Source organism: Aurantimonas sp. NFXS3, assembly GCF_049132005.1.
GTDB classification, from domain to species: Bacteria; Pseudomonadota; Alphaproteobacteria; order Rhizobiales; family Rhizobiaceae; genus Aurantimonas; species Aurantimonas coralicida.
Map to the genome: position 1 here is coordinate 846,488 of NZ_JAGDDZ010000001.1, position 13,095 is coordinate 859,582.

At 69.0% G+C, this 13,095-nt stretch carries 12 protein-coding genes; 5 read left to right on the plus strand and 7 right to left on the minus strand.

Annotation, left to right across the window (positions count from 1 at the left end):
- Positions 1-59 precede the first annotated feature (59 nt).
- Positions 60-803 carry a phosphatase PAP2 family protein gene (locus J3367_RS03835; protein WP_024348623.1) on the minus strand — a complete coding sequence of 248 codons (744 nt, stop codon included), beginning with the start codon at positions 801-803 and terminating at the stop codon, positions 60-62.
- Between the two features lie 213 nt (positions 804-1,016).
- Between J3367_RS03835 and folP the strand changes: the two genes are divergently transcribed.
- The 3 genes from folP to J3367_RS03850 all read left to right on the plus strand — a co-directional run bounded on the left by folP (position 1,017) and on the right by J3367_RS03850 (position 2,772).
- Positions 1,017-1,877 carry a dihydropteroate synthase gene (folP, locus tag J3367_RS03840; RefSeq protein WP_024348622.1) on the plus strand — a complete coding sequence of 287 codons (861 nt, stop codon included), beginning with the start codon at positions 1,017-1,019 and terminating at the stop codon, positions 1,875-1,877.
- Positions 1,874-2,392: a 2-amino-4-hydroxy-6-hydroxymethyldihydropteridine diphosphokinase gene (folK, locus tag J3367_RS03845; protein WP_024348621.1), complete on the plus strand. Its 519-nt coding sequence runs from the start codon at positions 1,874-1,876 to the stop codon at positions 2,390-2,392. Before folP ends, folK begins: the two co-directional genes overlap by 4 nt.
- A gap of 131 nt (positions 2,393-2,523) precedes the next feature.
- Positions 2,524-2,772 carry a hypothetical protein gene (locus tag J3367_RS03850; RefSeq protein ID WP_024348620.1) on the plus strand — a complete coding sequence of 83 codons (249 nt, stop codon included), beginning with the start codon at positions 2,524-2,526 and terminating at the stop codon, positions 2,770-2,772.
- Positions 2,773-2,956: 184 nt separating this feature from the next.
- Here the strand turns inward: J3367_RS03850 and J3367_RS03855 are convergent, their stop codons facing one another.
- The 5 genes from J3367_RS03855 to J3367_RS03875 form a co-directional block, all read right to left on the minus strand.
- On the minus strand, positions 2,957-3,466 hold the full coding sequence (locus J3367_RS03855; protein ID WP_421460216.1) for a thermonuclease family protein: 510 nt from the start codon (positions 3,464-3,466) through the stop codon (positions 2,957-2,959).
- A 270-nt stretch (positions 3,467-3,736) separates the two neighbouring features.
- The gene (locus J3367_RS03860; protein WP_024348618.1) at positions 3,737-4,270 is read right to left on the minus strand and encodes a hypothetical protein; all 534 of its coding nucleotides are present in this window, start codon (positions 4,268-4,270) and stop codon (positions 3,737-3,739) included.
- 86 nt (positions 4,271-4,356) lie between these two features.
- Positions 4,357-5,478 (minus strand): YcjF family protein, encoded by a 1,122-nt coding sequence (locus tag J3367_RS03865; protein WP_024348617.1) that lies wholly within the window; start codon positions 5,476-5,478, stop codon positions 4,357-4,359.
- Positions 5,475-6,920 carry a YcjX family protein gene (locus tag J3367_RS03870; RefSeq protein ID WP_024348616.1) on the minus strand — a complete coding sequence of 482 codons (1,446 nt, stop codon included), beginning with the start codon at positions 6,918-6,920 and terminating at the stop codon, positions 5,475-5,477. The genes J3367_RS03865 and J3367_RS03870 overlap by 4 nt, the downstream gene beginning before the upstream one ends.
- A gap of 102 nt (positions 6,921-7,022) precedes the next feature.
- Positions 7,023-7,547 carry a SixA phosphatase family protein gene (locus tag J3367_RS03875; RefSeq protein WP_024348615.1) on the minus strand — a complete coding sequence of 175 codons (525 nt, stop codon included), beginning with the start codon at positions 7,545-7,547 and terminating at the stop codon, positions 7,023-7,025.
- Positions 7,548-7,855: 308 nt separating this feature from the next.
- Here J3367_RS03875 and dksA point away from each other — a divergent pair, with 308 nt between their 5' ends.
- Complete coding sequence (gene dksA, locus J3367_RS03880) at positions 7,856-8,272, plus strand: RNA polymerase-binding protein DksA (RefSeq protein ID WP_024348614.1); 417 nt, start codon at positions 7,856-7,858, stop codon at positions 8,270-8,272.
- A 176-nt stretch (positions 8,273-8,448) separates the two neighbouring features.
- On the opposite strand, the gene J3367_RS03885 is transcribed toward dksA, so the two are convergent.
- On the minus strand, positions 8,449-10,302 hold the full coding sequence (locus J3367_RS03885) for a flagellar biosynthetic protein FliO (RefSeq protein WP_024348613.1): 1,854 nt from the start codon (positions 10,300-10,302) through the stop codon (positions 8,449-8,451).
- A 251-nt stretch (positions 10,303-10,553) separates the two neighbouring features.
- On the opposite strand from J3367_RS03885, the gene cckA reads away from it, so the two are divergent.
- On the plus strand, positions 10,554-13,091 hold the full coding sequence (gene cckA, locus J3367_RS03890) for a cell cycle histidine kinase CckA (RefSeq protein ID WP_024348612.1): 2,538 nt from the start codon (positions 10,554-10,556) through the stop codon (positions 13,089-13,091).
- Positions 13,092-13,095 lie beyond the last annotated feature (4 nt).

The window sequence follows — 13,095 nt, forward strand, 5'->3', positions numbered from 1 at the left end:
GCCTATGGCCGCCCGGTCGGGGCGGCCATGGAAGCGCTCGTGAGCTGCCGCATTCGGCGTCAGGTCGTGGCAGAATCGACGGGGTCGTCGATCGTCTGGGCTTCCGGCTCGACCGCGCCGCGTTCCTCCAGCCAGCGGGCCAGCATCCACCAGCCGACCGCCCAGGCGGCGCCCGCGGTCCAGCCGGCGAGGACGTCGGTCGGCCAGTGCACGCCGAGATAGACGCGGCTGACCCCGACCAGCACCGTGAGGAAGCAGGCAATGGTGATGAGGTAGATGCGGACCCGGTGGCGCTCCTGGACGCGGGCGACGAGGATCGCCAGCGTCAGATAGGTGACGGCCGACATCATCGAGTGGCCGCTCGGGAAGCTGGCCGTGTAGACGATCGAGCCGTGCGGCACGAGGTCGGGACGCGGCCGGTCGAAGCCGAACTTGAGAAGCTGGCTCATCGCAAAGCCACCGCCGACCGCGGCGAAGATCATGATCATCGAGCGGCGCTTGCCCTGCATCCACAGGAAGCCGCCGGCAAACAGCGTCAGCATGACGAGGACGCCGGTGCCGCCGAGGGCGGTCATGTCGCGGCCGAACTCTTCCATCCAGCCGGGGCCGAGCGGGTCCTGCGGGTCGGTGGCGCTGCGGAACCAGAGCAGGATGTCGGTGTCGAGCCCCTTGGTGTCGCCTTCCACCACCTCGCCGGCGAGCGAGACGAACCCCCAGATCGCGGCTGCCGCGGTCAGCGCGGCCACGAGCGTCGTGATCTCGATCCGCTGGCGGACCCATTGGTGGATGGCGTGGTATTGCATCGGCGGCTTTCGCGGGCAGTGGCAGGGTGGGCTGAACGTCACAGGCTAGCGCGCAAGGCCTCCGGGGCCAGTGGGCGACCGGCAGAAAGGGCCCGGTCGCGGCGTTTTCGCGCGCCTGCCCGTCGACCCGGCGCGCTTGCCCGGCGACGCGATTGCACCCGGCCGGGCCGCGCGCTACCAGACCCTGATGCAATGCTGGCAAGGTGACACGCGATGAAGCTGACCGAACCGCGCGGCGGAACCTGGCGCGTCGGCCATGGCCGCAGTATCGACCTCAACGGCCCGGCCTGCATCATGGGCATCCTGAACGCGACGCCCGACAGCTTCTCCGACGGTGGCCGCTATGCCAGCGTCGACGCTGCGGTGGCGGAATCGCTGCGGATGGTCGAGGCAGGCGCGACGATCGTCGATATCGGCGGCGAATCAACCCGGCCCGGCGCGACCCCGGTGGACGCCGCCGAGGAGCAGCGGCGGATCATGCCGGTGATCGAGGCGCTGGCGGCGTGCTCCGACTGCGTGATCTCGGTCGATACCTACCGATCCGAGACGGCCCGCATGGCGGTCGAGGCGGGGGCCCACATCGTCAACGATATCTGGGGCGCGCAGAAGGACCCGGGCATCGCCACGGTCGCGGCCGAGACCGGCGCGGGGCTCTGCCTGATGCACAATGGCCGCGAGCGCGAGACGCTCGAGGACATGATCGCCGACCAGTATCTGTTCCTGAACCGGTCGCTGGACATTGCGCGCGGGGCCGGGGTTCCGGCCGAGGCGATCGTGGTCGATCCAGGCTTCGGCTTCGCCAAGGACGGGCCGCAGAACCTGATCCTCCTGACCCGGCTCGACGAATTGCAGGCGCTGGGCCATCCGCTGCTGGTCGGGACGTCGCGCAAGCGCTTCGTGCGCGGCGCGGTCGGGCGCGACGATCCCGAGCCGGACATTGCCACGGCGGCGACCAGCGCGCTGATGCGCGAACGCGGCGCCGACATCTTCCGCGTCCACAACGTGGCGGCCAATCGCGACGCGCTGCGTGTGACCGACGCCATGTTCCGCGCCATGCGAGGCGAACGCTGGTGAGCGCACGGGCTTATCTGGGGCTCGGCGGCAATATCGGCGATCCGGCAGCGAAGATGGCGGCGGCGCTGCGGCGGCTCGACGCGCGCGACGACACGGCGGTGGTCGCGGTCTCAAAGCTCTATCGCACGCCACCCTGGGGCAAAACCGACCAGCCGGACTTCGTCAACGCCTGCGCGGCGGTCGAGACCGATCTGGCGCCGCGCGATCTCCTGGAACTGTGCCTGACGACGGAGCGGCTCTTCGGCCGCGAGCGGCGCGAGCGCTGGGGGCCGCGCACGCTGGACCTCGACGTGCTGGATTATGCGGCCTCACCCTATGAGGACGACGCGCTGACATTGCCGCATCCCAGGGTAACCGAGCGCGCCTTCGTGCTGGTGCCGCTCGCCGACATCGCGTCTAAGCTCGCCTTCGGCGGCCGGACGGTGGCCGACTGGATCGCGGCGATCGACCCCGAGGGGATCCAGCCCGCCAGCGCCGACGGCGAATGGTGGCGAGAGGAACACGCCGACGCATGAGAGCGGCGGTGCGGGGCCGCGTAGCGGACTTGGGCGCTGGCACGGCGGGGTGTTCCGGGCCCAGGCGGTCAATCGACGGGACGGACCGGGCAGGTCCGAGTGGATGTCAGGCGAAGGCGAGACGGACCGGCATGACCCAGCTCTACCTCTTTCTCTGCGACGAGCGGTGGCAGGGCATCGACATCGATCTCCACGGAGACGGCTTCAGGCTGGGCGACGGCATCTATCTCATCGACAGCGCGCTGACGCGCTCCAAGCTCTACCACCGGCTGAAATGGCAGCTCGTCGACGACGCCTGGCTCCTCGTCGCGCCGCTGGAGGACGCGCCGAAATTCAAGGGAATGGCGCCCGGCGCCCTGGCATGGCTGCGAAACCGTTGATCACCTCGACCTGTCGGCTTTGCGGAGAAGTGATGTGACCCGAACCTGGTCTCGATCACGCGTCCGAAAGAAGGCCTGGGAGGAGAATTGGGTGCGTGAACTGAGCGTTGCAGGCGCGAGCATCAGAGATCGATCGGTCCCCCATTCCGCGTCGCGTGGATATCGGCCTCCCACGGTCTGACTGCTATCCAACGTGCTCCGGCAGGTGCGGTTCGCCTCTTTGCCGGGCGGCGGCGCGCCACAGCTTGCGTCGTGCGTCAGCCGGCTCGAGATGCCGGTACTTGCCGCCGGAGTACTTTGGCCAGTCGAGAGCGAGGCCGCAGCGGACAAGTTCGGCTGCAAGATCGCGACCATCAGGAAGGAAACATTCCGCCACGACTCGGTCGTAGGAGAATTCGGGCGTCAGCCGAGCCGTTACGACCTGGCCCTTACACAATCGAAACAGTGCCCATTTGGAACGTTCGCCCCAGGGATGGTCGAGTTCAGGCGCGTCGATGCCGGCTAGCCGAATGTGGATCTTGTCGATGATGATGGTGTCGCCATCGATTACCCAACACCTGCCCTTGAGCACAGTGCCCGGTTGGAGCTTCCTCAACCTGTCGCTGGGGCCAGCACCGGTTCTCTTAGGCGCCCTACGCCGCCGCGAATTGAACTTTCTGAAGAGGAGGCGGAGAATCTTCCAATAGAGCCCCATGGTCCTGTGCGAGACCTCTTTCCAAGCGTAAGCGGGCGCTCGCGGGTGTCACCTCGTAGCAGTCCGTTTCAACGAAATTCGAATATGATGAGTTAGGATCGGCCAACGCCAACTGGACCGCCGGTGAGGCTGCCTATGTCGGATCGCGCAAAGGACGGCCCCGAACAGGTCGTCGGTCGGCGTCTGTATCGAGCAGGGGCTCGTATCGGACCGAGTTGACGATGGCCGCCCCGGTTGCCGCGGCTTTCGGTCCGACGACCATTGCCGCTTTTAGTCTGTCAGCGCGCTCTGGCGGGTGGCGCCGGTGCGCTTCAGGTTCATGCCGATGACCGGGACGAGTTCGGAGGCGACGGTGACCGAGACGGTGATTGCCAGCGTCTCTGCGTCGGCGAGGCGGGCGACCATGGCGCCCTTCAGCTGCTTGCGGTCGAGGCCGACGATGATGCGGTCGCGATCGACATTGCCGGAGACGATGTCGAGGCCCTTGCCCTTGGCGCCGTCCTGGAAGGCGCCGCGATAGCTGGTGCCGGAGCGCAGGACTTCGGCGTGCATGGGCTGCGAGAACAGGCCGACGCGGCAGGAACCGTCGAGGGCGACGCCGGTGGCCTTGGGATGCTCGGAGCCGGCGAAGTCGCAGACGAACTTGGTGCCCTTGTACTTGCCGGCGACGATCTCGCCCGGGCCGGACCACTGGCCGACGACCTGGCGGAAGAACGCCTTGTCGGGATCGGCGAGAGCAGGCGTCGCGATGGCCGAACCGGCCGCGATGGCGAGAGCGAGACCGGCGTTCAGCATGCGGGACATGAGCGGACCTTCCTGACGGCGCAAGTGGCTGTTTCCTAGCCCCCTTTATGATCCGTAAGGGTTAACACAGCCTTGCGACGGATCGCTCAACCGGGCGTGCGCGGCTCGGTCGACCCCGCCTGTGGCGTTCGGGCCGCACCGATGACGGTCAGGTCGCCAAGCACATCGGAGATCGACGGGCGGCGCAGCCGGAGGAACGGCAAGGGCCGGCAGAGGTCCATGGCGGCAAGGCCGACGCGGGCGGTGAGCAGGCCGTTGACAACGCCCTCGCCGAGCCGGGCGGAGAGTTTGGCGGCGACGCCATGGCCGAGCAATTGCTGGGCGAGCCCGTCGCCGATGCCGATCGTGCCGGTGACGGCGAGATGGCCGACCACGTCGCGGGTCAGGCGGATCAGGCCGAGGGTGCCGGGCCGGGCGCCATAGAGCTCCGACATGCGGCGGATCAGCTTGACCGTCTCGAACAGGACATAGGCGACGTCGACCAGCGCCTTGGGGCTGACGGCGGTGACAACGGAGACGCGCTTGGAGGAGGCGAGGACGAGCGCGCGGGCCTTCATGTCGAGCGGCCCGAGCAACTCGCGCTCGGCCAGGGCCACCAGATCGGCCCCGTCGATCACCTCGTCCTTCAGCTCCGCCATCTTCGCACGGCCCTTGGCGGTCTCGGGGCGGCCGGAGAGAAGGGTGGAGAGGCCGCGCACCACGTTGCGGGCATCCTCGGTCGAGTTGGCTTCATAGGCGGCGCGGCCGGCCTGGCGTTCGCGGTCGACGGCGGCCAGCCGCATCAGGCCGATCACTTCCCGCAGGGCGACGCCCAGCGCGCCGACGACGAGAAGTGCGGCGAGCGCCACGGCGCCCCAGCCCAGCCACTCCCAGCGGGCGAAGAGATCGCGGACGAGGGCATCGACGGCGAGGCCGATGCCGAGCGAGACCAGCAGGCCCAGCGCGGCGAGGAACAGCTTGCCGAAGGAGAAGCGCCGCTTGCGCCGGGCCGCCGGCTCGTCGTCGAGAACCGCGACCGCCTCGCGCTCGATGGCGTCCTCGGGGTCGAGCCGGATCTTCGCGATATTCTCGATGGCCCGCGGCGTGCGGCTCGCCGTCGCGGCTTCTGCCTCCGGCGCCCGCTCGGGCTGCATCCCGGCCTCGTCAAGGCGGAAGGCGCCGGGCCGGCGGCGCGGACGGCGACCGTCCTGCGTGTCGTCGCTCGTCATGACAGCCGGTCTCCCATGAGGAACTGCAGGGCGCGGTCGAGGCGGATATGCGGCAGCGACAGGGTCAGCCCCGCCGCATCGCGCTCCAGCCGCGGCGGCTTGAACCGCACGAAGCGGATCGGGTCGGGTTCAGCCCCGTCGACGAACAGCCGCGCCGGGTCGGCGGGCAGGTCACCGGGGAAGATCGCCGTTTCGGTGCGGCCGTCGAAGGTTTCCTCGCCGATGGTCTCGGCCTCGGCCGGCGTGCCGACGATGACGGGCAGGGTCTCGCCGCCATCCTCGACGCTGGCCTCGCGGGTGGCGCGCACGGCGGCAAGGGCGAGGACGTCGGTGCGGGCGCCGGAGAACTTCGCGCGGGCGATGGCGTCGTCGAGCAGCCGGCGCACGATGCCCTCCAGCCGCCGGTGGCTGTCGCGGTGGAGATGGTCGGCCTTGGTGGCGGCGACCAGGATGCGGTCGATCCGCCGCGTCAGGAAGGAGCCGAGCCAGGTCGAGCGACCGGGGCGGAAGCAGCCGAGAATGTCGGCGAGGGCGGTTTCGAGATCGCGGACGGCCTCAGGGCCGGCATTGATCGCCTGCATCACGTCGACCAGCAGGATCTGCCGGTCGAGGCGGGCGAAATGATCGCGGAAGAAAGGTTTGACCACGACAGTCTTGTAGGCCTCGTAGCGGCGCGCGAGATGGGCTGCGAGCGAGCCCTTGGGATAGGTCCGGCCGGGCTCGACCGGCAGCGGCGCGAAGGTGAGGGCCGGCGAACCTTCGAGGTCGCCGGGCATCAGGAAGCGCCCCGGCGGCAGCGTCGAGAGGGCGGCGCTGTCGGCGCGGCAGGATTGCAGATAGGCGGCGAAGGCACGGCTGAGCGCGACCGCCGTCGTCTCGTCGGCCGGCGCTTCCAGATCGACGCTGTCGACGAGGTCGAGATATTCCTGGGCGAGATGGCGGCGCGAGGGCAGGCGTGCGCGCTCCAGCGATTCGGCCGAGAAGGTCGCGAAGTCCTTTTCCAGGAGCGGCAGGTCGAGCAGCCATTCGCCGGGATAGTCGACGATGTCGATGGACAGCCGGCCGCCGGAGAACATCCGGCCCCAGCCGGAGCCCGATTCATACTCGATGGTCAGGCGCAGCTCGGAAATCGCCCGCGTCGAGTTCGGCCAGAGCCGGTCCTCGAGGATGGTGCGGATGTGCTCCTCGTACTGGAAGCGCGGCACGGCATCGTCCGGCTGCTCCTCGAGGAAGGAGCGCAGGATGCGGCCGCCCGCCTGCGCCTCGAACAGCGGCAGCCGCCCGCCATGCAGCAGATTGTGGACGAGCGCGGTGATGAAGACGGTCTTGCCGGCGCGCGACAGGCCGGTGACCCCCAGCCGCAGCGTGGGGTGGAACAGGCCGGTGGTGCGGTCGGTGAAGGTATCGAAGACGAGCCGGGCTTCGTCGGCAAGGGAGGTCATGGGCGGGGCGGGGGTCCTCTCTGGGCTCCGGGTCGGTCGTCAGGCCCCGATATAGGTCCGCCGGGGGCACCTCGAAAGGCGCGCCGGCCCGCGGCCTGCCGCTCAGCCGGCCTCGTCGGGATCGAACAGGCGGCACAACCGGCCGGCGCCCGGTGCGATCCGGGACAGGGGACGCTCGAACTCGACGATTGCCAGACCCCCGGTGGGGAAGCCCTGGCTCGCCGTGGCGAGTGCCGCGCGATCGCCGCTGCCGGCGAGCGACAGGGTGAATTCCTCGATCATTGGATTGTGCCCGATGACGAGAAGCGCGGCCGCCTCCGCCTGTCCGCGCACCGCCTCGTAATAGGCCGAGATCTCGCCGCCGTAGAGCGAGGACAGCTCCGCTTCGGCAAGGCCGGACGGCAGGGCCGGTCGAATCAGGTCGAGGGTCTCGCGGGTGCGCGCCGCCGTCGAGCAGAGGATGGTGTCGAAGGCGAACGCTTCGCGGCGCAGGAAGACGACCAGCCGCTCGCATTCGGCGCGGCCGCGGGCGTCCAGCCTGCGATCATGGTCGCTTTCGCCGGGGCGGGCCCAGCCCGCATGGGCATGGCGGAGAATGTAGAGGCGGGACGTCGGGGCGGAGGACATGGCGAGGGACTATGCCGATAAATGCGGTCCGGGCAATCGGCGGCCTCGCCGCCGCTGTCGGCATGTCGGTCGGGGGCGCGGTTCGGGGCGGAACCGGCGGCCGGTTCGACGCAGGACGGCATTCATCGCCGCCGCGTCATCGCCACGTCATCGCCACGTCATCCAGACGAGGGATAGAGCGCTCGGAAATCCTTGCGAAATCCGTCTCTTAGAAACGTCTTCATATTCTGGATGTAGGATGCCGGAGTTAACTTGTTCCCGGAGACAAGCGTCGCTATAAGCCCGAATTACGGAAACGGAGGTGCGTGATGAGCCAGTTACTCAATATCGATGCGACCTTGTCCGAAGACGGGCAGTTCATGAACGACCGTCAGAAGGACTACTTCCGTAAGAAGCTGTTGGCGTGGAAAGCCGAGATCCTGCGGGAATCGCGCGAGACCCTCCTGGGACTGGCCAGCGACAACAGCAATCAGGCCGATGCCGCCGACCGCGCCTCCTCCGAGACCGACCGCGCCATCGAGCTGCGGGCCCGCGATCGCCAGCGCAAGCTGATCGCCAAGATCGATTCGGCGCTGGAGCGCATCGAGGACGGCACCTACGGCTATTGCGAGGAGACCGGCGAGCCGATCAGCCTGAAACGGCTCGATGCCCGGCCGATCGCCACCATGTCGCTGGAAGCGCAGGAGCGGCACGAGCGCCGCGAGAAGGTCTATCGCGACGAATAGCCGACCGGTCGTCCCCTGACGGGGGCCGCCCTTCGAACGACCAGCTTCCCCGTTCCAGGCCGCACCGTTCCGGTTCGGCGTTCCAATCCCGACAGTTTCAGCGTACCGGCCGTCCACCCCTCAGGGTGGCGGAATGCCCGCCTGCGCGTGATCAGCGCCAAGAGGGCATTCCTGCATCAATTGGGTTTGCGTTCGCCCTTGGCGTCGAAGCTGAAGTCGCCCAGCAGGCGCTCCATCTCCTCTTCCAGCGTCAGGCGACGCTCGGGGGCCTGATCGCCCGTCGCGGGCGCATCCGGCGCCGAATCGTCCGGGGTCTCGCGGTCGGCGCGCGTCTCCGGTTCCACCCGCGCCGGTTCCGGCATCGGGCGTGGGGAGGCCGCCGGCTCGCGGCTGGGGGCGTCGATCGACGGGGCGGGGGCCGGTGACGGCTTCGCATCCTCGGCCTTGGCGACGACCGGGGTCGGCGCCTGCGGCCAGGTCGACGCGCCGGGGGAACGCGAGGTGGCGTCGACCTTCGGCACGTCGCGGGATTCGGGCGTGCGCTCCGGCCGGTCCGTCACGGGTACATCGACCGCGGGAGCCGGGGCATTGCCACGCGGCGGAGCGACATCCTCGTCGCCGTCGTCATCACCGAAATCGGTATCGAGTTCGGCCGACAGGAAATCCTCGAGACTCGGGTCGGCGCGTTCGGCCTCGATGGCGGGGGCTTTGGCGGGCGCAGATGCGGAGGCGGCAGGCGCCTCCGGTTTTGCGGCCGGCGCCACCTCCGGCTTCGGCGCTTGCGGCTCGGGGGCCGGCGACGCGACCGATGGGGCCGCGGAGGCGGCAGAGGCAGTGGACGCGGTGGCGGCTGTCGCAGCGCCGCGGCCACTTGCCGAAGCCGGAGCCGCCGAAGCCGGGGCCGCCGGAGCCGGCCGAGCCGTCGGCGCCGGCGTGGCTGGTGTGGCCGGCGGCGGCATTTCAGGCGGCGCCTTGCGCTGCTGGATGGCGCTCGCGAAGCTGCGGACCGACAGGGGCTGGCGCGCCGCCACCGGGGAATCGGCCGGCTCGACGGCGATCGCCGGCGCGGTCGCGTCCTGAACCCGCGAGAATTCCGGCGACTGCGAGCGGTTCATCTGGGCGCGCAATTGCGTGCGGGCGGTCTCGGAATCGGGCGCCGATGGCTCCGGCTGGCTTCTGGCCGCGGCAAAGCGCGGCTCGACGCGGCTGGCGGGGGCCGGGCCGGCGGCCGTGTCCTGCTGCGCGGTCGCAGGGCCGATGTCGGGCGCACGCGTGGCCGTCGGCGTCGCCATGGAGCGCGGCTGGGTCACCGGGCGCGCCGCAACGGGTGCCCTGGGCGGCGCCGGCGGCGCCGCCGGTTCCGGCATGGCGGCGGCCGCGGGACGCCTGGTATCCGGCGACGGGCTGTCGACCGCAACGGACGCGGCGGCACCATTTGCGGCGGCACCCGTTGCCGCAGTGGCCAGACTTGCGGCGGCCAGCGGCGACGGCGTTGCGACCGGCGGAGGCGAGCGACGGTCGGTTACCTCCGGGGAGGGGGCTTCAGCGCGTTCGGGCGGCGTCGGCTTCGTCTCGCGCGGGGCCTGCGCGTCGATCCGCGGCTCGGGCGCCCGGGCCCGTTCGGCGACAGCGGGCAGCTCCGGCTCGTGGCGATGGTTCCTGGCGAAGCGCTCCTCCTCGATCTCGTCGGAGCGCGAGGTGTTCCAGTCGCCATGCGGACGCGCGGCGGCCGGCACCCGCAGGATGTTGCCCTCCAGCAGCACATCGTTCTGGCCGCCGATGAGGATCAGGTGCTCGATCTCGTCGCGGCGCACCAGCACCAGCTTGCGTTTCTCGTCGATGCGGGTGACGTCCATCACCGCCAGACGCGGCGCGCGGCCCTTGAACTGGGTGCCGATCCGTCCGCCGAAGGCCTTCTTGGCGAGAACGATCATCGCCATCGCCAGACCACAGACGATGACGGCGACGATGGCCACCCAGACGATCGGCGCGAGGCCTTCCCCGACGAGATCGACGATCCACTGCGGCATGGGGCGGGCTTCCTTCTACTCTGGGCGGAGGAGCACGCCCGATTTCACATTTGGGGCAACCTTCCGCGGGATGAACCCCATGGGCAAGGGCAACGCCAGCTTGGACGTTCATAAAGCGTTGGACGGCGCACGCGAAGGCGTCGCCGGGATTTTCCGCGGCCACAGGCCGAATAAAAGCACCCTGGGGCACTCTCGCGTCGAATCTGCTTTTGATTCATAGTCATGGCGGCGCGGACAAGGAGCGAATCACGATGGATGGAGGGGCGACGACGGGGTCTGCAGACCGGCCGCTGATCGACAGGGCCACGGCAGCCTCGGGCGTCAGGCGCCTTCTGATGCTGGGCGGCTCGCTGATGGTGCTGGCGGCGCTGCTGGCGCTTCTTGGCAACGCCTATGGCGGCATCGCGCTGCTGATCATCTTCGGCGGCCTCGCCATGGCCGGTCTTGCGGCGATCTTCGCGACCGCGCTGGGCTTCGTGCAGTTCACCGGCCGGATCGCCGAAGCGTCCATCGCCAAGGATTTTCTCGACACCGCCCGCACCGGCATGCTGATCCTCGATCGCAAGGGCCGGATCATCTACGCCAACAAGGCCTATGGCGAGATCACCGGCGCCACCAGTGCCGCCGGCGTGAAGACGCTGGAGCGGCTCCTGGCGCGCGAGACCGAAGCGTCCGAGGCGATCTACCACCTCGCCAATCTGGCGCGGGAAAACCGCACCGGACAGCGCGAGTTCCGCCTGCCGCGCAGCCTGTATGACAGCACCGACCCGACGCCGCACTGGTACCGCGCCTCGGTGCGCCCGCTGAACACCTCGAACGGCACGCTGCACGCCTGGCAGATCCTCGACATCACCTCCGAGCGCAAGCACCAGGAGAGTTCGTTCCAGGATCTGCAGCACGCCATCGACTATCTCGACCGCGCGCCGGCCGGCTTCTTCGCCACCGACGGCAATCTGAAGATCGCCTATCTCAACGCCACGCTGGCCGACTGGCTCGGCGTCGATCTGGTCGAGTTCCGGCCGTTCAGCCGCTCGATCCTGGAATTCGTGCCCGAGGCGTCGCATCCGCTCCTGACCCTGCCGCAGGACGGCGCCGATGCGCTGGACACCACCGCCATCGACCTCGACCTGATCACCAAGTCGGGACGCAGCCTGCCGGTGCGCCTCCTGCGCAAGCCGGTCGCCGACGACGTGGCCGCGCCGGGCACGGTGCGCACGCTGGTCCTCAACCGCAGCGGCGACAACCATGCCGCCAGCCCCGTCGAGGTCGCCGAGGCCCGGTTCACCCGCTTCTTCAATTCCTCGCCCATGGCGATCGCCGTCCTCGACCGGCAGGGTCGCGCGGTGCGCTCGAATGCAGTGTTCCGGCAGATCTTCGGCAACGAGGCGGCGAACGGCACCGCGGCGATCGAATCCAGTATTCTGGCGGCCGGCCGCGACGGCTTCCAGCAGGCGCTCGGCTCGGCCATGGAAGGGCAGGCGGGCGTCCCGCCGATCGACGCCGAAATCGAGGGCGAGCGGACCCGCGCCGTGCGCTTCTATGTCAGCCCGATCCCGAATTCGGGGTCGGACACCGAAGAAGTGGTCATTCTCTACGGCGTCGACATCACCGAGCAGCGGGCCCTTGAGGAGCAGTTCGCCAAGAGCCAGAAGATGCAGGCCATTGGCAATCTGGCCGGCGGCATTGCCCACGACTTCAACAACGTCCTGACGATCATCACCGCTTCGGTCGACTTCCTGCTGCTCAACCACCGCACCGGCGATCCCTCGTTCCAGGACCTGCTGCTGATCAAGCAGAGCGCCAATCGCGCCGCCTCGCTGGTGCGCCAGCTGCTGGCCTATTCGCGCCGCCAGACCATGCGGCCGAAGATGCTGAACCTGACCGACGTGGTCGCCGACATGCATCTCCTCCTGAAGCGGGTCAGCGGCGACCATGCCAAGCTGGAGCGCCATCATGCGCGCGACCTGTGGCCGGTCATGGCCGATATCGGCCAGTTCGAGCAGGTGATCACCAACCTGGTGCAGAACGCCCGCGACGCGATGCCGGACGGCGGCACCATCACCATCTCGACCCGCAACGTCGAGGCGGCGGAGGCCGCGGCCTTCGGCTACGCGGAAATGACCGAGGGCGATTATGTGCTCGCCGAGATCTCCGATACCGGCACGGGCATGCCGGTCGAGGTCGCCGAGCGCATCTTCGAGCCCTTCTTCACCACCAAGGACATCGGCAAGGGCACCGGCCTCGGCCTCTCCATGGTCTACGGCATCGTCAAGCAGTCGGGTGGCTTCATCTTCGTCGACACCAAGCCCGGCGAGGGCACGACCTTCCGCATCTTCCTGCCGCGCCATATCCCGGCGCAGGTGACGGCGGCCAAGAGCGATGCGGTGGCCGCGCCGGTGAACGCCAAGGTCGACCTGTCGGGCACCGCCTCGATCCTGCTCGTCGAGGACGAGGACCATGTGCGGGCCGGCAATGTGCGCGCGCTGAAGATGCGCGGCTACGACGTCCACGAGGCGGCGTCCGGCATCGAGGCGCTGGAGGTGATGGAAGAACTCGACGGCCAGATCGAGCTCGTCGTCTCCGACGTGGTCATGCCCGAGATGGACGGCCCGACGCTCTTGCGCGAAATGCGCAAGACGCGGCCGGAGCTGAAGTTCATCTTCGTCTCCGGCTATGCCGAGGACGCCTTCGCCAAGAACCTGCCCGAGGGCGAGAAGTTCGGCTTCCTCGCCAAGCCCTTCTCGCTGCGCGAGCTGGCCGTGGCGGTCAAGAACATGCTCGACGAATAGGCTT